We start from the raw sequence: 21,449 nt of genomic DNA, 5'->3' as shown, positions 1-21,449 counted from the left end.
TTATTGATTCGGATTTCAAGATCTCTTTTTTTATTTATCTCGCTGATTCAATAGATGCTAAATACCAGTGAACTGCATATCTAAAGTCACAAACCGATCAAGATCAGGGGAATTTAAAAAAACATAAATTAGCCGATCTACTCTCATTGTTTTTGTGATTTTGAATACCCCACTTGAGCAAACCCTAATTTGTGTAATGCCGGTAAATAAGCATGTTCGAGATATTGGTCAATGCATTCCTCCTGTTTATCCGTTTCATAATGGTATCTTTTAATTGATAATATACTTGCTTCGCAACTCCAAACACAGGCAGTTGGCTCATCATCATAATTACAAGTAATAAAACCGTAAAACGATATTTCATAAGGAAGGAATGTTTACAATATATTGGATATAACACGAAAAATTTAAATCAATTTTCACATAAAGATAGTATATCTTATCAATGATGGAAAAGCAATTTATATCTAAGCAAAGTAGTTTATGTTAACAAAAAGGGTATTTTTTACCCTAAAAAAAATAAGTATTTACCCGCTTTCTACCGTATTTGTTTTTATCTATTTTAGCTCTACCTTTTTTATCAGCTACTATGTCAAATAAAACAATACTCATGCTGGATGATGACAAGCATGTTCTTGAAGTTTGCACCATCATTCTCGAAACTATTGGTTATCGGGTCGAAGTATCGGAGACTTCTCACGATATTCTCGAAAAAGTTAAAGAGGTGCAGCCCGATTTGATTTTAATGGACAACTGGATTCCTAAAATTGGAGGTATGGAAGCTACACGGTTGCTTAAATCGCATCCGACATTCAGAGACATTCCTGTCATATATCTATCTGCAAATACCGATATACAACAATTAGCCAAACAAGCGGGAGCCGACAACTATTTAGCAAAGCCTTTCGACCTTGAAGATTTAGAAAATATGGTAGCAGACCTACTATGTTGTTCTTCTGCCAAGTAATTTTAATACTTCTTAGGCTGAAATCAAACATACAGAGAGTATTTATTCTTGCTCATTTCCCTGATTAGTATCAATGAATAAGCGTCGCTATGAATTCATTAAATAAGATAATTAACACAGCGCTAGTAAAAATACTGCGACAGAAATTGAGCTGAATTTATTGTCCTTTTTCTCGCTTATCATCTAACTAAATTACTGCGCTATAATAAACTTCTAGAATCAAAGGGCTACACAAGCGATTCGCTAGTCTCACTTTTATGATAAAGTGTCTTTCTATAGGTGATCCCCCATTTTGCGATTTCGTCGATAATAGGACCGAGTGTACGCCCACAATCAGTCAGTTCATATTCTACCGTCAGTGGCTTGGTATTCAATACGGTTCTTCTAATAAGATGGTTCATTTCCAAATCTTGCAGCTCTTTGGACAACATTTTTGCGCCAATGCCATCAACCTCGCGCAATAATTCCATAAAACGCAGCTTCTCAAATAACATTAACGAACCTATTATGTGAAATTTCCATTTACCAGTCAAAATCTCCATGGTATCTTTTATGGCTAGTATCCTTGTTTTGCAACCACTGGATGAACTTGATAACGCTTCTTTTTTCATTGACCCAATCTCCTTATATAGTACAAAAATACGGAATTACAGGATGACAGCATACTATCTTTTTGGAAAGTAGTTTCTTTAAGGAAACTAATACCAAAAATAAACTATCTATGCTATACCTTTGTATTGATAATTGAAATGGCATGATTGATGCCGATTAGATATAATAGTGCAAACATCATATTAAAAATAAAACGATTAAAAAATGAAAAAACAATTAATCTCGGGTTTAGCCCTTATTTTGTTATTCGCATCTTGTCAGAATACAGGTGGCGACAAAGCTAAGACAACATCAGCACAAGAAGTGACTGAACAAAAAGGACAGACTTATACTGTAGACGCAGACAAAAGCACATTAAAATGGACAGGTTACCACAAAGGTGGCTTGAATCCAAGATATGGTGTTTTAAAAAGCGAGGGCACACTTTCAGTTGAAAATAATGCGGTAACTGGTGGTTCTTTTACAATTGACATCAATTCGATTGTAACTGATAGTGCTTCAGTTGATCCAACGACTGCTGGCGGTAAAAAATCTACAGATTTGGATGCGCATTTGAAAAGTGCTGACTTCTTTGATACAGCAAAATACCCGACAGCTAAGTTTGAAATCACTAAAGTCGCTCCATTTGATGCTGCTCAAGGAAAAAGTGTTGTTGCTGATGCTACAAATACCGTCAGTGGAAATCTGACAATTAAAGACAAAACAGTAAATGTAACATTCCCTGCAAAAATCACTTTCAACGGTGACGAAGTTATTTTCTACTCTAAATTTACGATTCAAAGACAGGATTGGGGACTTACCTATGGTACAGAAGGAAATCCACAAGATTGGATGATCGCACAGAATGTTGACATTGAACTTAATGTTACTGCAAACAATGCCAAATAGACTCCTAACAGCTAACACAGCTTTCTAGGATACTAAATATAAACAAGTAAGCTCTTCTCTGAGCTTGCTTGTTTACTACCTTTATGCTACAGTTATTTTTATCCCTTTTATTTATGATAATCAACGTGAAATAGTGCGGTCAGCAGAGATTGACTCCTGATCTTGTGATTCCATTTTTTTCTTTAGACGTTGTTTCGCCTTTTTGATAGCTTCCATTGACACGCAAAGAAGTTCACTCATGCTGCTGTTGTTTAGATCTAACTTTTGAAGAGCAAGTATACGTAAATCATTATCTGTTATTTTTGAGTAGTTTTTCTTCATTTGTGATAGATATCCCGGATAGACCTTATCAAAAACATGTTTGAATTTCAGCCATCGTTCGTCCGTCATAATATGCGTTTGCAACATGGCATTTAAGCTATCAGATACCTGAGCCATATAAGCTGGATTCTGCTCGGATACTTTAACAATTTCTTGCCTAAGCTGTTGAATTGTGGTATCATTTTGCTTAATCGTATCGGTAAATTCGCCTAGGGAATCCTTTAAAATCACAAGTTCTTGATCAAGTAATTGTTTTTCGTACGCGAGTGTGAGCTGGTCCTTCTCCAAAAGGGTATTCCTCATTTTTATCTTTGTTTTTGATTTATTGATTAGAAGCAATATGATCGTGAAAACTAAAACCAAGGAAATACCTATAAATTGATATATGCGTTTGCTGTGAAGTCTTTTTTCTTCCGTAGATTGAATAGTTCGATTATATCGCTCTGTCTCCCGTTGCCACATAATCTTTTGTATTTCTTTATCGTTTATTCTTTTTTCTAATGAGTCTTTCAGTGTCAGATAAACATGTAACTGCTTGAGTTCTTCCTCCTTTTGATTCAATCCATGGGCGATATCTGCTAGCAATTTTGATGCATCCATCTTATATTTCAAGAAATAAGGCTTTTCTTCCATCAAATTGATTCCAGATACAACATGCTGCTTAGCCAACTCCCATTCCTTAAGAACAAGATACCAGCTTGCCAAAGTGAGATTTGCCCGCATCGCATCCTTGTGTTCATTATATCGCATAGAAAGATCAATATTTTTTTGAACAAGAGCAATTGCCCTTTGTTTATCTCCTGCCTTCCATGCCTGATCAGCTAGATTGCCGGAAATAATACCAATCCATACCGAATCTTTGGCCAATTTGGCCTCTTCCATCGCTCGATTCAGGTAAATTAATGCTTGATGATTGAGTGAGTCCCTTGATAAGTAAACGGCGACAGCATTCGTTAAATCTACACGTTCTCTAGAGACTGCTTTCGAAAAAGGCAACGCTTCCTGTAGATAATTAACGGCACTACCATGGTCCCCAATGTAACCATAAAAATTAGCAATAAATTGGTAATGCTTAACAACCAATGGTATCTTTCGGATATCAATTTTAGATTTTAAATCATTTGCCCGTAAAAAGAATGGGAATGCCTCCTTTACCTTCCGGTAAACATAATTATAGTACCCCTGCCGTGCATAGCCTATCATTTCCAATTCAATATTATAGTGCTTTTGAAGCAATTGTTCCGCAAGTTGATAATATTGTTCAGAAATACCATTCGTTCGGTCAAACGCTATGGAATATCCATCTGCCATACGCATGTAGTATCCCCATTTCAATACAAAGCTATCTTTCTCGTTAGCAATTTCTAATACAGGCTGCAATGACTTTTTTAATGTTACGGTATCCTTCCCAAAATTGACAGGAAGTTGTAGCACAGCTTCCAACTGACGAAGGGGATCTTCAATACGCGCTATTTCTTCTATAGATTGCCCAACAACTATATTCGTATTTTTAATGATCAGTATAACTAGGAAAAACAGCGAAAGCAAATAAATTTTCATTCTCAAAAGGTCAATTTTTTGTGTAAATGGCTAATAATAACAAGTTATTCCCAATAGAACGTAATAACAAATGCGGCGCTATCAAAATCTGACAAGCTCATACTCATTTATAAGTCGGACTTCCCAACCTCTATCAGAATGACTTTTTAATTTTTTTAGCAAAATGGCTAATCTTGACTCCTAAAACGAGGGTTTAGGCCCCGGTTCACAGTTGTAAATATACAATTAATTCGCCTAAGAGATCAATAAGATATATGAAAAAATTATTAGCACATGACTATAAAAAATACAGCTCATATGCCTTTATTCAAATAAGTATATATCGATAAATAGCAATGGAGATCACGGCCCGAAAGGCAGATGCCAATAAAACTGCAACACCTTTTTGACAGTAATGATTATAATATTACTAGACACGTGAAAATTTGATCCGTTATTAAAATAATAATTTAGCAATTCATATTCAGGAGAAATCAATACATATTCGTTCTATTTTACCGACCATTAAGAGCTCTATAATTACAGCACCTAAAGAGAAAGCAGATAATTTAACCAACGAATAGAAAATACTGATTATGCATTTGACAATTAAACCTGCGCAACAGTCTGATGCCTTTGCAGTACTTGAAATTAGGCTTAAGACTGACCCGATCCCATAAGATACTTTAAATTGTTCGCTCAATAAGTTCGTCAAAATAGAAAACAGAAAATTTTAATAACCAATATTAAGTTATAAATACCGCTAGGATTAATATAAAAGATATAAAAACGAGTTGTTAAAATTCACTATTTTTGTACAGATCAAAAATGAAAAATCAACTTCATCGACAACTCCGCATTTATAGGTATGTTTTTTATCGGGAGACATTAATAGATCCCTGGGAACATTTCTGGTCTTTCATCGGAGCTTTTGTGGGCATATTTATCATCGCTTTTATTCAATCGTTCCATTTTCCGCAATTAGAAAATATTTTCTTGATCGGGTCATTTGGCGCTTCATCGGTCTTGGTATACGGTGCCATACAGAGTCCACTTGCACAACCCCGAAATTTAATCGGAGGTCATTTTGTTTCAGCTATAGCTGGAGTTACCGTAGCACAATTGCTTCCAGATATCATCTGGCTTACCGCTCCCCTTGCTGTGGCCTTATCCATTGTGTGCATGCAACATACACGTACATTACATCCGCCGGGAGGAGCAACAGCACTAATCGCTGTAAGCAGCGGAACCAAAATTTCCTCGTTAGGGTATTGGTATGTTTTGAGTCCTGTGCTTTCCGGATGCCTGATTCTATTCGCAGTAGCGCTTATTTTTAATAATATCACTAAAAATCGGCACTATCCAGTTAAGAGATCACGTTTGCGTCGTTCACGTCGGCAGCATTTAAGATCACGATTTGGACGAACCAACGGGGAGTCATAATCTACTTTATTATAAGCGATGTTAAGTACTTGGGAATTTACTCATGTCCATATAAAATATCTCCCAGGTATGGCCATCATAGTCTTCCACCTTTCTTAACTGCATAAAACCATGATCCATCATTGGCATTGGCTCTATTCCTCCCGCCGCCAGCCCTTTATCAACAATTTCATTTACCCGATCCAGGCTCTCCACGGAGAGAGCAAACAGCCCAGCGATATGAGTTTTTGTATCAGCTATCGGCTTATTCGTAAAGGATTTAAACTTATCATGGGTCATGATCATTACAAAAATATGCTCACTCCAAACCATACATTTGGCATCATCATCACAAAATTGTAGATTTAATTCAAAACCCAATTGACTATAGAAATCCATTGATCTGTTTACATCTGCCACGGCGAGATTAATAAATACCTGTTTCATCTTTTAAATTTTTAATTGCTATTGATAACACAAAATTGCGCATTATGGATTACAAAAATCTTGGCATAGGGCAGGATTTAAAGATTCTGGGAAAATGCTCTGCATGGAATCTTTACTTTAATGCTTTTCTAATTTAAGTGTAATAAATTGTTTCCAATCACCGTTTTCCGACAGCAAATACCAATCTCCCACGCTATTGGTACAAAAATAATCTTAACATCGTTATATGCTCTTAGCATAAGACAATAAAATTCGTATCTGATTAAAATTCCATATCAGCTGGTAGAAAGAAGCTACAAAAGCTATATTTGTCTAATTACTAAGTATAATGTTATCCTTTAATTCTTAAACATGATCATCATAAGAACTTTCGGTGTTATTTTGCTCTTGCTAGGTTTATTTCTCGCATACAGGCTATCCAAAGACAGCAGATTGATGCTCTTTGGCAGCAAAATTAAAGCCGATGTCATTGGGATAGACAGTGTAAAAAACAAGTTCGCCTAGTGAAGGATTTAAGTAGTATTAATCCAAAAAAAGCACCTACTCATATGGACGTATATTATGAGGAAGATATCGGCATAAGTGATGGTTTTACGGTTGTATATGCTGTTTTTTCCATCATAAGCATCATCATGATAACCTTTGGCATCATAGCCATTCGCACCAAATACCTGCATTAACTTATATCAGCCTATTTGGAAAGTTCGGTAAGTTCTGCTTGGGAGAATATATGCTCCCCCTTGAGATAGCTATTTGCATCTTTCAGGTAGATATAGATTATTTTTCTAGCTTCTGGATTAGGCAGCTTGTATAGATTATGTACCAAAAACTCTTTATCCCGTAATCGGTCTTTACTATAATTCAAAAAAGATGGTGCATGTGTTTGTACACTCCAGCGAATAAAACGTAAATCAATATTATCAGGATATTTTATGATAACCGATTCCAATAGTTTTTTCCCTTTTTTAAATTGGCCCAACTTCGAAAAGGGATTTCCCATGTGCTTTGCCCAAAGGATCGTATAAGCGGCAAGATACCCTTTTTCAGTCGCCGTATTCGCCGCTGCTTCCAAGGTCCTTAGATTGGCTTCACAAAGTTTTTTGTCTTTAACCGCGACGGCATAATCAGCCCGCATTTTATCCACATTTATTTGTCCGAAACAACAAATTGTACTTAATATAAGAGAAACACAAACAAAAAAACGTATTACCATTCCAGATTCGATTAAATAAAATCAGCGTATCATCTAGATGAATTCAACAATAAATTGTCTTATCAGATTATTTACGCAGATTGCCGTTCCAATATAAAATTTATCCTGAGGTCATCTTTCACCCCTATTCTAGTTCATAACAATAATTAAAGCATCAGAGTTTTCTTATTTTTCTTTTTCATCAAAAACCGCTTTCTCTCGTTTGCCTGTCAAAAGCCATCGCAAACCAGCTGTCCCCTTCTTCATCTTAAGCTTCAACACGCCGCTATTCTTCAAACATTCTTACATCATAGCTTTTGATCACAGGACTTCCATGCAAGTATCTCGCTTTTCTCGTTATTTTCTTCCCATCCGATTGACGATAAAAGAGGAAGAGGTTTCCTTATTTTTTGCGTCGAATTTTATGGGTATCGGCGGATAGGAGTTTAAGGAATTCCTATTCGATTGCTCTCTTTCGGAAACAGGTTTTTCCCCAACAAACTTTCATCAACTTTTTTCCAGCTAAGCACAGATGAAGAACTTTTAATCAACTCCCCGGCATGATTATTAGAATCAATCAAACCCAAATTATCTTTATAAATGTAAGCCTTATAACAGGAAAAAGATAATTCATCCATTCTTTTGATTAGTAAGTAACTATGCTGATCAAGCGAATAGACCGCATAGAAGTAATCGAAGGTTCTTTCTTGCTTATGGATCACATGCCTGTTTTTCAGCACATAATTCCAGTGCTCAAAAATACTTCTGAGTGAACAGCTCATATTCTCCAGATTTTTTCAAACTAAAAGCTGAATTTAAACTACCCAACACCTTACCAAAGGTCTTAAAGCTTATTATATCATCTTGCTCAAGCGCTTGAATTAATCGTACCTCAAATTCTTCAGAGAGTGTACTTTTGGTCACGGAGTCTTGATTGGAAATCGCTTTACTGAGACAAAGAAATCTCCAAAACAGTGATCTATAGAGCCCACCATAAAAAACGAGCACAAATTGCAAATCAACAACTTTTCTTTACTCACAATTATTATTTTTACCGAACAGAAAAAACTGAAATATGATAACAGTAGCAATAATAGAAGATGAACCCGCTGTCCGTAAGGAAATAAGTTACCTTATACAACAAGAAACTGATACCGAACTAATTGGTTGGAGCGAAAGTGTTCGAACTGCTATAAAGCTAATTGAAGAAAAGCAACCAGATGTGGTCATGCTGGATATCCAACTTAAGGACGGTACAGCCTTTGATCTTCTAAAAAAACTCAATGTTATCCCGCAAAACGTAATATTCATCACAGCCTATAATCATTTTGCCATCAAAGCAATTAAATACGGTGCTTTGGACTACTTGCTAAAACCTATAGATCAGACCGAATTAAAAGAAGCGTTGGAACGCTATCGTCGTCGGAGCGATAATAATCCACAGTGGATGCAACAGTTAAATACGGCCCAACATGCACTGCACCTTGGTGATTTACCAGAAAGCATTGCTTTGACATCCATCCATAATATACGTATAGTTGCTGTCACTGACATCATATACTGTAAAGGTGATGGACCATATACTTTTTTCTTTCTGAGCGACGGATCCAAAGAACTCATATCCAAGCCATTAAAGTACTATGAAGAATTATTACCCGCCCCATATTTCCTACGTACCCATCAATCCTACTTGGTAAACCGCAAATATATATCTGGAGTTAATCGCTCGGAATATATCGTTTTGAAAAACAAAGAGGAAATCCCTATTTCATCACGAAGGAAAAACATAATTTTAAACCAGCTTTTCCCCGAGAAATGAAAAATCTACTAAAAAATATCTTCTTTTTGTTGCTTACTTTACACGTTGTATCTTGTGGCAAAAGACCCAAATTTTCTTCCCAAGATCGCGATGTTCTTTCAGCACAGATAAAACAACTCGAAGACAAAAGGTTGACCGCTACCAACGGTGACTCACTAAAGAGAGCCTGGCAAAATCTTGGCGAAAATCCAGGTATAAAAAATGATACCATATTCTTTGCAAGAGTTAAATACAATACTGCTCGGTTATATGCCATGCTTCAACAAGATTCTACCCATTTTTTTGTGGAGCAAGCACTCGAATTGATCGAACCTACAGTAGGTAATCTAAAATACAAAGCACTTATTTATAACGGCATCGGTAATATCCGTAGTACTGAAGCAAAAGAGCGTGAAGCAGGTTACTATTACAACAAAGCCGCTGCTATCGTTCTATCAGACACGACGGCAGGACTCTCAGCCGAAGCGAAATCAGCCATGTTGCTCTCTGCTGCACAAAATAATCTGAGCTCATTTCAATACAATCTTGCTGAAAAAATGAATCGGGCAGCCCTCAGTCTTTCAGATTCGCTCCCAAAGGATCATATCAATCGTCAACGTGTATTCGTACAGATGATCTATACACTAAATGCCTTACAAAGGTCTGCCAAAGAAATAGCGACATACCTCCATAAATTAGAGCAACTCCACCGACTATTTCCAGATAAGTATAACATCAGCTTTTTGTACGACTCGAAAATACAGTACTTCGAAACAACAAACCAGCAAGATTCATTATTACATTACCAGCTCATGAAAATTGAAATTGATGAGCGTCTAAGTAATATCAGGGAGTCCTCCGTATTGATGAATAATCTCTTTGTAAACTACTGTAATGTTGCATCAATTTATGTGTTATTTAAGAAGCCAATCCAAGCTACACAATATATAGTAAAAGCCAAAAAGCTGAGAGCCCAATTCCCGAAACTTATCTTTCCGCACAATGAAATACTATTTCAACAAAGTTTAGCTGAACTGTACCGTTTACAAGGCAAAAATGTAGAAGCAATCAACGTTTTACACGATATTGTTGAGTTACAGAAAGGTGTCTATCACTCGGAAAATACACAGGCAATTGCCGAAATGAACGCTTTATATCAATTGCAAGCCAAAGATCAGTCCATTCGTACATTGAACGAAAGCATTAAGATCAATAAACTGCAGTTACAGCAAAATCGGTTGTGGTTAGCCATTTCCTCTTTAGGTCTTATGCTATTGATCATTGTATTGTTATTCCTCTATTATAGTTTTCGACAACGACGTCTAAGCCAAGAGAAAGAAAAAGTCCTATTGCAGCAACAATTATTACGGACGCAGATGGAGCCGCATTTCATCTTTAACACCTTGTCCGCAGTACAGAGTTTTGTGCGATTAGACAAAAAAGAAAGCGCCATCAAGTACCTCAATCGCTTTAGTCGTTTATTACGGAGCAACCTGGAACTAAGCCGAGAGAATCTGGTACCTCTGAGTGAGGAGATCGAAACACTGGAAAATTACCTGATCCTACAGCAAATGCGTTTTGAATATGCATTTACCTACCGCATTACGCAGCCGGACGAACAGGATCTCAGTGCCATCATGTTACCGCCGATGTTGATACAACCCTATGTCGAGAATGCGATCTTACATGGTATTGACCTCGAAACCTGTAAAGGCAATATCGACATTCATTTTCAATTGGAAGGAGATATTTTATCTGTAGATATCCTTGATAGCGGCAAGTCTGAGCCAGATATCCAAGAAACTCCACATCGCTCGCTCTCGGGAACAATCAGTCATGAAAGGATGCAACTCCTGGGCAGGAAAGCAAGCATAAAAATCACGAAAAATCCTGAAGGAGGGACACTTGTCAAATTGCAAATACCTGTAGCATCCTGATTATCTCTGTAAGGCAATCAAAAAAAATATCGTATAGCGATCGGCCTTTTTTCGAGTGCGAAACAATCTACAAAAAAGGCATATTTGTCCCAAATAAGGGTAAATATCATTGCTTGGTGGTTAACAATGATAGATTTCGCCAGCACCGATTGCAGCGTCTAATTGTCCGCAACTGAACAAAAACATGTTCGAATATGAACAGTCCCGCTACACAATAAAAAAACATAAACAACTAAAAATCAAATTATTAAAACAATGGCAAATCAATTGCAATTTCATTTTGATATAAAATGGTCATCTATTGATAATTGATAGCGCTATGTTAAAAATCTACATAAAAACTGCTTGGAGAAGTTTAAAAAATCAACGCTTCTTCTCATTAATAAAAATAGGCGGATTTGCCTTTAGCATGGCGATCTGTATGCTTATTGTTTTGTACGTAAAGCACGAGTTGAGCTATGATAAATTTTACAAAGATTCCAATCTACTTTTCAGGGTCGTAGGCATAATCAATAAAGACAATACTGTTCTAAAAGGATTATCGCTTCCAGCTCCGGCCGGAGCAACTTTGAAGGGAGAATTTCCAGAAATTATTGCCTCTGGAAGATTATTAACAAACCCTCTTTTTGGTGCTGGAACCAATCAAATCGCCACAACAGGCAATGCCGAACTATTTTCCGAAGAAGGCTTCTGTTTTGCGGATCAGGCGATCATGGATTTCTTTCCAACCAAGACAATCTTCGGTTCATTAAGCCATGCACTCGACAATCCAAAGACTATTGTAATCACTAAGCGGAAAGCAGCGAAACTCTTTAACGGAAATCCGATCGGAAAACGCATCTATTTAAATAATGATAGATCAAATGAGTATTCCATTACAGCAGTCATCGATGACATTCCCACAAACTCCAATCTATATGGATTTGATTTCTTTATGACTTTAAGTGGTCATGAGCCTTATGAAGGAGAAAAATTAAATTGGCTTGCCTCCAACTATACAACCTATTTTAGAGTCAGAGAAGGTACCGATATTCAGCAACTGGAAAAGAAAATCACAAAATCTTATATTCAAGATCATTACAAACCTGCTATTATACAAGCAGGCATGGCGGTTAATGAAGAGATGTGGAATTCCGCAAAAATGACCTTGCAACCCGTGGAAAAGATTCACTTATATTCCAACGATATACAAACCCATAAGATCGAAAGTCAAAATAGAGGCGATATTCGACTGGTCTATATCTTTGGGGGAATAGCAGCATTTATATTGATTATCGCCATGATCAACTTTATTAACCTGTCCACGGCCAATGCCGCTGCACGTGCAAAAGAAGTGGGTATTCGAAAAACCATTGGTTCTGATCGAGGGGCGCTCGTCATCCAGTTCATGACAGAATCTTTTTTATACAGTGGAATCTCGATCGTATTTGCTTTATTTTTCGCGGTGCTTCTACTCCCTTTTTTCAATAACATCGCAGGTAAATCTTTGGTTTTCCCATGGGCAACTTGGTATTTCATCCCATCCCTTGTCGTCTTCGGTTTATTCATAGCCATTGTATCGGGAATTTATCCTGCAATGTATCTTTCTAAATTTAAACCGATTACAGTATTAAAAGGACATGTAAATCTAAAATCAACCCGCAATTGGTTTCGAAATGGACTTGTTATCTTCCAGTTCGCAACATCTATTATCCTAATTATTGGCACCTTGGTCATCAACCAGCAGATAAAACATATTTTAAATAGAGATCTGGGTTTCGATAAAGAACAGGTTCTCGTATTACGAGGGACAGGCACTTTGGATGGAAAGCAAAAGTCATTAAAAAATGAATTAAAGGAATTATCGTCCGTAGCTTCTGTCTCTATTGGTGATTATTTACCCGTTACGATGGACGGTGTAAAACGTAATGGAAACTCATTTTGGATCGATGGTAGACAAAACGAAGAGGTAGGTGTAAGTGGTCAAAACTGGATCGTTGATGATGATTATATCTCCACCTTCGGTATAAAAATCCTCGAAGGGCGTAATTTCAATATGAACATGCCAACAGATTCAGCAGCCGTAATTGTCAATCAGAAAATGGTAAAAGAGTTAAACCTCAAAAATCCAATCGGCTCAAAAATCCGAAATTATGCACCGCTTACTATAATTGCTGTAGTCGAAGATTTTATCTTCGGAAATATGCACAATGAGGATGCTAAACCACTGGCATTAGTTGTTGGTGGTAGTCCTAATATGATGTCCATCAGATTAAAATCGGACAAAATTGAACAAAGCATTGATCAAATTACAGGCGTTTGGAACAAATTCTCTCCACATCAGAAGATCCAATACACCTTTTTGGATGAAGGCTTTGCTATGTTGTATGCAGATGTACAACGGACGCAGGTTATTGTCTCAACCTTTGCGGGTTTGGCTATATTAATTGCCTGCTTAGGTTTGTTTGGACTTGCTGCATTTGTTACCCAACAACGGACAAAAGAGATCGGCATCCGAAAGGTTCTCGGCGCGAGTTTGCCTGGAATAATAAAATTGCTATCAACTGACTTTATAAAACTTATTTTCATCGCCTTTCTAATCGCCTGCCCCATTGGCTGGTGGGCAATGAACACTTGGTTACAGGACTTCAATTACAGAATCAGTATTCAGGCCTGGATATTTTTACTTGCAGGAATCGCCAGCATGTTGATTGCATTTGGAACCATCTTCTACCATGCGCTAAAAATAGCGCGAATAAATCCAGTTAATAGTTTAAAAGACGAATAAATTTGCATTCAGACACAAAACCTCTCTTCTCAACCTTTCCTCAAGGCAGCTCGATCAACTACTCAGGCAAGAAGCGATTACGGTAGCTGGAAAATACCTACAGAAAAACATAAGGCAAAAAACAGAGATCGCATTGGAATTGATTGTAAAAAACTTACAGGATACTGTGTAACAAGCTCCAACGTATATGGTAACGGATTGAACTGATCCTTGATTTTAAAAAAAATAGCCCAATTTCTGTTTTTTTTATTAGAAAGCCATAGTCTATCACAAAAAAGGGAACCGTTGGTTCCCTTAATTTTTCATATTAAAATCAAATTACTTTTTATAATGAAAGTACTTTTTATAAGGTATTCTTATACCTATTCTTGCTGAAGTTTATCCGATAAAAGCTTCATATAAAAACCGCCAACGACACTACGTGCTTTAAAATTCTCCCGTATTCCGGTATTGGCATCGTAAAAATCATTTAGTGGGACACGCGATTGTGTTTGGATCGCATGATTGTAAACCGGGTGTACCAAAGCTTCAAATTCTTCTTGAGTCGGTGCAAATGTTGCAGTCCACAAAATCCAGTCGTTTTTGGTATACGCTTTTCGGCTATCCAATGGAATTCCAAATCTACTTTGTTTGGTGAGGTAATACTTGATCTCCGTATTATAGACTTTTTGCGGAAACAAATTTAGTCCAAGCACTTTGTCCCAGATCAGATTATATTTTTGGCTCCAGGTATTTTTATTGTCAAATGTCAGTGCATAATGATCTCCGGCATCGGCCATTTCCATCCATTTTGGCACCATCTCCTCGGCGATGGCACGATATTTCTTTGCGGTCTCAGTTTCACCGATCGCTTCGGCCATCTGTGCATAACAGGCAATCCCCACAATCGCCTTCACCGATAAATTTGCGTTGCGAGCAAGGTGACCGGCAAAATCATCCGTACACAATTGTGTTTTAGGGTCAAAACCATCCTTCACAAGATAGTCCACCCAAGTGGTAAGCGTCTTCCAGTGCTTCTTTGCATAGCTCGCATCGCCCTGTACTTTCGAAATCGCCGCCGTTAAAATAATCATATTTCCAGACTCTTCAACAGGCATCGGTTCGCCATACGTCTGCCCGTTGGCCAATGGATATGTCCCCAAATCATGTGCCGCCCACGGGTGAGGATATTTGCCGCTTTCACTAAAGTAAAAGATACCGGTCAACATGCCCTTCAGCAATTCCGGATTATAGATCAGATATAATGGTGCAGATGGATAAGTGACATCGACCGTATTAATAAAACCGCCGCTGTTGTTTTCCTTAGACAACCACAACAATTCACCCTGCGGACTTTTTACCAGTGTATGGGCAGCAATACTTTGCCGATAAGCCAATGTTGTTAAATGGGCATATTCCTTTCCTCCTGATTTCAATGCATCAGCATAGACTTCCTTGTCGAAAGCCATACACCTGTCCATCACGGAGCGATATTCATTGGCCGCTAACGTGAGCTGATTTTCGATGGTTTCTTTACCGGAATTATTCCACCAGGGCCGCAGATCTTTTTCGAAATATTGGATAGCATAAATTTCATCATACCCAAGTTCAACAAAGCGTTCAACTTCTTTGTTTCCCACTGTCCCAAAAGAAATGATTGTATTCAATGATAATGCTGTTCCCCTTGTACTTGTTGACTTCGTATTCCCCTTTCTAAAGTCGTCTACTGCGGTTGCAATTGGACTTACAAATTGTTGGGCTTGATCCGCTTTTGGGGAAGCGACATAAAAATACCCCCAGTCAATCCGCATATCATCCGCACCTTTTTGTAAAATAGGTTGTTCGACAGTCCCCGCTTTCAAAATAGCTAATTTATCGGTTTCATATTTTTCAGCAGTGACCTCCTGTGAAGGCTTATAAACCGCAATATTGGATGCAGCACTTAGAAAAACCTTCACGGCATGTTGTTTTCCATCATTTGCCTTAACCTGATAGGTTATATAAGATACTGGTCTAGCCAATAGATTGAGATCATCCATCAATAGCGGTGATGTAAACGTCAGTTTTAGATCGACGTTACCAGCCTGGAAGCTGTATATGGTCCGAGTGGCTGTTACTTCTACGTCTTTCTGTAGGGCAGTTTGCACTTTAGGCCCGCTTTCTTTAAGTTTATCTACCAAGCCAAAGTCAAGATAACGGCCGCCAGCAGTATTGCGCAGATGGATAGCGATTTGATTTTGTCCCGCTTTTAGGTCAGATTTATTTATTGGCAGATACGTGAAGCTGTTTGTCCAACCTGCTTTTTCATAAACCTTTTTTCCATTTAAAAATACCACCACATTATCATCATGGTTCAATTTTAAGAACAGTTCGTTGATGCGTTGCGGATCGGTCACATTGAAAGCTCGGCGTACCCAGATATCATCGGATTTCCACAAAGTCTTGGCATGTCTTTGGTCATCTCCTATGGGAGCAGCACCAGATTTCCAGTTACTGCCCTTATAAGAAGAAGACTCCCAGCCTCCTTCAGGTTTAGATTCCGTATATTGTACGGTAAAGGGCTGCTCCTCCGCTGTAGGAAGAATAGTTTTATAACTGGGTTCCTCCTTGCCGAGAAAACGGTAGATATTACCATCAACATTGATCAGTCCGAGAAGTGAATGGTCAGCTTCCGTCCAGTGTTTGGTAGTCGATGCATTCAGCTGGTCCGTCATTGACCAGATACTAAAGTTTGGATTGTGTGTAATCAATGGGTAAGCTGGAGCCTTTCGTTGTTGGGCCTGTACTGTAAAAAAGCTCGATATACAAGCTAGCAAGCAACAAAAACTCACTTTTCCGAGTTTGTTCATCTTATAAATAGGTTTTTTAAAGGGTTTAATCATATATTTTGATAAAATTAGCCACAGCTCTATTTCAGTGCCGAAAATAGTTAGATAACCATAATGCCCAAAAATGCTTCATAGCAAATTACGTTGGAATAACTGACATTCAACCGCCTCTTCGTATCATTTTATATGCAATTTATATCATAATTACAGCAGGTGCTCACCATAAGATATCAACAAAGAAAAGAATTGAGGAATATTACAGCAGCTGACAGCTAGGTTCCATAAAAACATTATTATCTTTGGCTATTCGATCAGGCGGGTTAAGCTTATAGATTTTGAATCAATTTTACCTTGGAGAATATGAAAGGATTTTACATTTTTTTCTTAACGATTATACTTTGCTTTTGTTCAATGATCAATGGGATCTACGCACAAGAAAGTGATTCAATCAATAAAAAAGAACTTGGGCTAAGCACATTGTTAAATGATATCCGACAACAACAGATCAACGATTCGCTTGAACGCCAGAAACTACAGCAGGAAATCGCTAATCTCAAAAGTCAAAATAGCCCCAAGAAAGAAAATCTAAAACAGCAACTCAATGAGTTTGACGAAGAAAATAACTTGCGCAAGCAACAGTTAAAAATCAAAGTTGACTCGATCAAAAAAAATACCAAACGATATGCAGTCGCGCCATTTAATGACACTCTTTTTTATATTTATAACAAATTAGGGTCATCCCTGGCCAAAGATCGCGCCTATAATGTGGTCAACAGAATTGAGAACCTCTATGAAGATGACTTTGTAAAAGTAGATTCCTTTAAAATTGAAAACAATGAAATCAGCGCAGACATTGTTTACAAAGACCTGATCATTACCTCCATAACAGAGCTTGACGCCCTACTTGAGGGGAAAAGTAAAGAAGAGATTGCTACACAATACCTCAAGCGTATCCAAGAGGCCATCAATCAGGAACGCGCAGACAATAGTATCACCAAAATTCTGATCCGGACAGGACTTGTCCTCCTTATACTGATCATCTTTTCGATTTTGGTATTTTTAATCAACAGACTAAAAAAGTATGGTACCAATCGCCTTTTGACCGAACGTACAGAGCGGATCAAGGATGTGAAGATCAAAAACTACGTACTCGTTACCTCTGTTCAGAAAACTCGTATTTTCATTAACACAATCAATATCGCACGTTGGGGACTGATCACACTGATTGCTTTTATCATGCTTCCGATCGTTTTCAGTGTCTTCCCTTTTACACAGAGCTGGGCCTCCAATCTAATCGGACTTTTTACCAAACCCTTGAAAAAAGCTGTCTTGGCCATTTGGGATTATATTCCAAACCTGATCACCGTTTTCGTCATTCTATTTGTCATGCGTTATGCGATACGCTTTGTCAAATATATCTTTAACGAAATTGATAAGGGTAAATTGGAGATCAATGGATTTCATCGTGAGTTTGCCATGCCTACATTTACCATTGTCCGATTTCTACTTCAAGCCTTTACATTAGTACTTGTATTTCCCTATCTTCCTGGAGCGAATTCAGACATCTTCAAAGGAATATCTGTTTTTATCGGTGTGTTATTCTCCCTCGGGTCATCCTCAGCCATTTCAAATATCATCGCCGGTCTCGTCATTACCTACATGCGTCCTTTCCGCATTGGGGACCGCATTACAATTGCAGATAAGACTGGCATTGTTATTGAAAAGTCACCGTTGGTAACCCGGTTACGCACGATTAAAAATGAGGAAATCACGATTCCAAATTCCTCCATCCTATCGGGCAACACGGTCAATTATTCGACCTTTTCAGAAGAAGGAATATGCTTTCAGGTTGAACTTACCGTAGGATATGAAGAATCGTGGCAACGTATACACGAATTACTACTTAAAATTCCTCCTCGTATCGCACGTGTAAACCAACTTCCCGCGCCATTTGTATTGCAAAAGAAACTCGATGATTTCTACGTTCTTTATGAACTGAATGTTTATATTTCTAGATCAGCCGAAATTGAGCTAGCCAAGTCCGAAATCTATCAGCTCATTCTAAATGACTTTCTAGCGGCTGGTATCGAAATGAATGGACCGCACCTATTCGCAAAAGTGGACCATGTACCACAATACCAAAATGATAGTACAAGTACAAAAGGCTAAAACTCGTTAATCTGTGTTGTCATATCAGATTGTTCAACTTGTAGCATCATCTTTGCCAGATTTCCTAGTTGGACCAAGGCAAATCTCAGCTCATCCGTCCAGGGCAGTCCAAGACAGAGACGCATGCAATTTTGAAATTGATTTTGCAGGGTGAACATCCTCCCCGGAGCAATACTCATATTCATTTTTAATCCGTAGTTGTAAAGCTTGATTGTATCAATACTTTTAGGAAGCTCTACCCATAAAGCTAATCCTCCTTGAGGCCGACTTATTCGGGTTCCCTCTGGAAAAAACTCTGCGATCACATTGGCATAACGTTGATAGTTTTCCATTAATGTTTTTCGAAGCTGATGAAGATGGTGATCATATCTTCCTGTTTTCAAAAAGTTACCTACCGCTTCGTGAATTAATGCAGTAGATGATAAGGCATGGATTAATTTCAGCCGGAGAATCTGATCTTTATATTTACCCGCAGCGACCCACCCCACCCGGTAGCCGGGTGCTAATGTTTTTGATACCGAACCACACCATAGGACATTCCCTTCTTCGTCAAACGTTTTACAACATTTAGGGCGTTCACGGCCAAAATAGATGTCGCCATAGGTATCATCCTCTATTAGCGGAACCTTATACTTGGCGAGTAAGCGGACTACTTCCATTTTATTCTTATCAGGCATACAATAGCCTAAGGGCGTATTGAAATTGGGAACAAGCAGGCAAGCATCAATTTGAGGCAATAAGCGCTCAAGCGAATGGGTATCAATCCCCAAAATTGGATCGCAGGTCAATTCGATGACTTTTAATCCCAAACTCAGTACCAACTGTAAAATCCCTGGATAACATGGACTTTCTAATGCAATGGTATCCCCAGGTTTGGTTAATGCCATCAAGCAGAGTGATAGCGCATGCATACAGCCATTTGTCGTAATAACATCTTCTGCTGTCAATGTACCACCCCAAGCCATCGAACGTACCGCTATCATCCTACGCAGTTTCAAGTTACCTTGCAAAGATTCGTACTCGGCACCACCACCGTTCAATTCCCGGGTCGCCATCAAAATCTCTTTTTTTAATTTTGCCAAAGGCAGCAATTTCCCCGAGGGAACACCTATGGAAAACAAAGTTAGATCATGACGTCCCATATTGGCATAAACACTACTTATCAACTCATCAGGCTCCGCACCATCTTTCATAAGCCCCATTTGGGGCATTTGTGGAAGTTGCAACTTATGCTGATTCAAAGCATTGACAAAATACCCAGATTGCGGTTTCGAATAGACTAACGACAGTGCCTCCAGCGCCACAAAAACACGTTTAGCTGTATTCATACTGATGCCGTGTTCTTTGCTCAACATACGTACAGAAGGGAGCCGTTCATTGGCCTTGAGAACACCATTATATATTTTATCAGCTATATTTTGAGCCAAAACACGGTATAAAAAGTCTTTTCCCATCTCGTAAAGATAACTGTATCCATCAATTAAACAAAAACTGTAACTGTACTCAATCCTTAGTATTAGCGAGATTTGTAACAGAGTTTAATTAATCCGACGATGAGTATCAATACAGGAGAGACAAAATCAAGTGGCTGGCTAAATGGTTTAGTTGGCGTTATTATATTTAGCGGATCACTGCCAGCTACACGCATAGCTGTTTTAGATTTAGATCCGTTCTTTGTGACAGTAGCCCGTGCTTCTATTGCGGGACTGCTTGCGCTATTGGTTTTGTCGATCAACAAGGAAAAATTCCCTCCAAAAACACAATTTTTATCACTTGGTATTGTAGCTTTGGGGGTAGTCATTGGATTTCCTTTATTGAGCGCATTAGCGTTACGGTATGTTACGTCAGCACATTCCATTGTCTTTGTCGGAATATTACCGCTGTCGACAGCAGTGTTTGGTATTATTCGTGGTGGCGAGCGCCCGCGTCCGGTTTTTTGGATATTTTCAGTAATGGGCAGTCTCCTGGTTGTTGGCTATGCGCTCGTGCAGGGAATAGCCTCTTCCCCAATTGGTGATATGCTAATGCTCTTTTCAGTTATTCTCTGTGGACTTGGCTATGCAGAAGGGGGAAAACTTGCAAAGACGCTAGGCGGTTGGCAGGTAATTTCCTGGGCCCTTGTATTTTCAATGCCGGTCGTCCTTCCACTGAGTTTTCTTTTTCTTCCAGCCACAATAACACATGTTGGTATAGGAGCCTGGACAAGTCTCGCCTATGTTTCTCTTTTTAGTATGTTTATTGGCTTTATTTTCTGGTATAAAGGATTAGCGCAAGGCGGAATTGCCACCATCGGCCAGTTGCAGCTCCTTCAACCTTTTTTTGGTCTAATTTTAGCGGCCAGTCTCCTTCATGAAGAAGTGAGTGTCGGAATGTTATTTGTCACTGTCGGTATCATCGTATGTGTAGGTGGTGCTAAAAAGTTCGCCAAGTAACAAAGAATGAGCTTGCCGAACCTGTTAAAAGTAAAATCGGCAACAATATCTAGTAAAGACGTTAAAATAGTTACTGGACTACCCGCTTTATTAAAGTTGGCCCATTTAGTTGCTTCATTTTAGCCTTATTTTTGTAGTGAACAAAAAAATA

General features: G+C 38.3%; 17 protein-coding genes. 10 read left to right on the top strand and 7 right to left on the bottom strand.

The window, feature by feature from the left end:
* Positions 1–589 precede the first annotated feature (589 nt).
* On the top strand, positions 590–967 hold the full coding sequence (locus HPC41_RS04560) for a response regulator (RefSeq protein WP_172392789.1): 378 nt from the start codon (positions 590–592) through the stop codon (positions 965–967).
* A 227-nt stretch (positions 968–1,194) separates the two neighbouring features.
* Here the strand turns inward: HPC41_RS04560 and HPC41_RS04555 are convergent, their stop codons facing one another.
* Entirely contained in the window at positions 1,195–1,578 is a 384-nt protein-coding gene (locus HPC41_RS04555; RefSeq protein WP_172392788.1) for a winged helix-turn-helix transcriptional regulator, read from the bottom strand.
* A 205-nt stretch (positions 1,579–1,783) separates the two neighbouring features.
* Between HPC41_RS04555 and HPC41_RS04550 the strand changes: the two genes are divergently transcribed.
* Complete coding sequence (locus tag HPC41_RS04550) at positions 1,784–2,467, top strand: YceI family protein (RefSeq protein ID WP_172392787.1); 684 nt, start codon at positions 1,784–1,786, stop codon at positions 2,465–2,467.
* A 120-nt stretch (positions 2,468–2,587) separates the two neighbouring features.
* Here the strand turns inward: HPC41_RS04550 and HPC41_RS04545 are convergent, their stop codons facing one another.
* A complete protein-coding gene (locus HPC41_RS04545) occupies positions 2,588–4,348 on the bottom strand; it encodes a tetratricopeptide repeat protein (protein WP_172392786.1) in 1,761 nt (586 codons plus the stop codon).
* Positions 4,349–5,155: 807 nt separating this feature from the next.
* Here HPC41_RS04545 and HPC41_RS04540 point away from each other — a divergent pair.
* Positions 5,156–5,770 carry an HPP family protein gene (locus HPC41_RS04540; protein ID WP_172392785.1) on the top strand — a complete coding sequence of 205 codons (615 nt, stop codon included), beginning with the start codon at positions 5,156–5,158 and terminating at the stop codon, positions 5,768–5,770.
* Positions 5,771–5,791: 21 nt separating this feature from the next.
* Here HPC41_RS04540 and HPC41_RS04535 read toward each other — a convergent pair whose 3' ends face one another.
* A complete protein-coding gene (locus HPC41_RS04535; RefSeq protein WP_172392784.1) occupies positions 5,792–6,196 on the bottom strand; it encodes a VOC family protein in 405 nt (134 codons plus the stop codon).
* A 351-nt stretch (positions 6,197–6,547) separates the two neighbouring features.
* On the opposite strand from HPC41_RS04535, the gene HPC41_RS04530 reads away from it, so the two are divergent.
* Both HPC41_RS04530 and HPC41_RS25505 read left to right on the top strand, forming a co-directional pair.
* Complete coding sequence (locus HPC41_RS04530; RefSeq protein ID WP_172392783.1) at positions 6,548–6,700, top strand: hypothetical protein; 153 nt, start codon at positions 6,548–6,550, stop codon at positions 6,698–6,700.
* 44 nt (positions 6,701–6,744) lie between these two features.
* Positions 6,745–6,876: a hypothetical protein gene (locus HPC41_RS25505; RefSeq protein WP_281358779.1), complete on the top strand. Its 132-nt coding sequence runs from the start codon at positions 6,745–6,747 to the stop codon at positions 6,874–6,876.
* Positions 6,877–6,887: 11 nt separating this feature from the next.
* Here the strand turns inward: HPC41_RS25505 and HPC41_RS04525 are convergent, their stop codons facing one another.
* Together HPC41_RS04525 and HPC41_RS04520 are read right to left on the bottom strand one after the other, a co-directional pair.
* Entirely contained in the window at positions 6,888–7,331 is a 444-nt protein-coding gene (locus HPC41_RS04525; protein ID WP_172392782.1) for a hypothetical protein, read from the bottom strand.
* 503 nt (positions 7,332–7,834) lie between these two features.
* Positions 7,835–8,170 (bottom strand): hypothetical protein, encoded by a 336-nt coding sequence (locus tag HPC41_RS04520; RefSeq protein ID WP_172392781.1) that lies wholly within the window; start codon positions 8,168–8,170, stop codon positions 7,835–7,837.
* Positions 8,171–8,463: 293 nt separating this feature from the next.
* On the opposite strand from HPC41_RS04520, the gene HPC41_RS04515 reads away from it, so the two are divergent.
* The 3 genes from HPC41_RS04515 (at position 8,464) to HPC41_RS04505 (ending at position 13,890) form a co-directional block, all read left to right on the top strand.
* Entirely contained in the window at positions 8,464–9,207 is a 744-nt protein-coding gene (locus HPC41_RS04515; RefSeq protein ID WP_172392780.1) for a LytR/AlgR family response regulator transcription factor, read from the top strand.
* Complete coding sequence (locus tag HPC41_RS04510; RefSeq protein WP_172392779.1) at positions 9,204–11,123, top strand: sensor histidine kinase; 1,920 nt, start codon at positions 9,204–9,206, stop codon at positions 11,121–11,123. The genes HPC41_RS04515 and HPC41_RS04510 overlap by 4 nt, the downstream gene beginning before the upstream one ends.
* 319 nt (positions 11,124–11,442) lie before the next feature.
* The gene (locus HPC41_RS04505; RefSeq protein ID WP_172392778.1) at positions 11,443–13,890 is read left to right on the top strand and encodes an ABC transporter permease; all 2,448 of its coding nucleotides are present in this window, start codon (positions 11,443–11,445) and stop codon (positions 13,888–13,890) included.
* A gap of 362 nt (positions 13,891–14,252) precedes the next feature.
* On the opposite strand, the gene HPC41_RS04500 is transcribed toward HPC41_RS04505, so the two are convergent.
* Positions 14,253–16,718 carry a glutaminase family protein gene (locus HPC41_RS04500; RefSeq protein WP_172392777.1) on the bottom strand — a complete coding sequence of 822 codons (2,466 nt, stop codon included), beginning with the start codon at positions 16,716–16,718 and terminating at the stop codon, positions 14,253–14,255.
* A 339-nt stretch (positions 16,719–17,057) separates the two neighbouring features.
* Between HPC41_RS04500 and HPC41_RS04495 the strand changes: the two genes are divergently transcribed.
* Positions 17,058–18,866 carry a mechanosensitive ion channel family protein gene (locus HPC41_RS04495; protein WP_172392776.1) on the top strand — a complete coding sequence of 603 codons (1,809 nt, stop codon included), beginning with the start codon at positions 17,058–17,060 and terminating at the stop codon, positions 18,864–18,866.
* Here HPC41_RS04495 and HPC41_RS04490 read toward each other — a convergent pair.
* Positions 18,863–20,320 (bottom strand): aminotransferase-like domain-containing protein, encoded by a 1,458-nt coding sequence (locus tag HPC41_RS04490; protein WP_172392775.1) that lies wholly within the window; start codon positions 20,318–20,320, stop codon positions 18,863–18,865. The two genes, HPC41_RS04495 and HPC41_RS04490, sit on opposite strands and share 4 nt — an antisense overlap.
* 99 nt (positions 20,321–20,419) lie before the next feature.
* Here HPC41_RS04490 and HPC41_RS04485 point away from each other — a divergent pair, with 99 nt between their 5' ends.
* Positions 20,420–21,298 (top strand): DMT family transporter, encoded by an 879-nt coding sequence (locus HPC41_RS04485; RefSeq protein WP_172392774.1) that lies wholly within the window; start codon positions 20,420–20,422, stop codon positions 21,296–21,298.
* Positions 21,299–21,449 lie beyond the last annotated feature (151 nt).

Origin of the sequence: Sphingobacterium prati, assembly GCF_013167215.1 — a bacterium.
In the GTDB taxonomy this organism is placed as follows: Bacteria; Bacteroidota; Bacteroidia; order Sphingobacteriales; family Sphingobacteriaceae; genus Sphingobacterium; species Sphingobacterium prati.
This window is presented reverse-complemented; position numbering and strand designations above follow the sequence as displayed.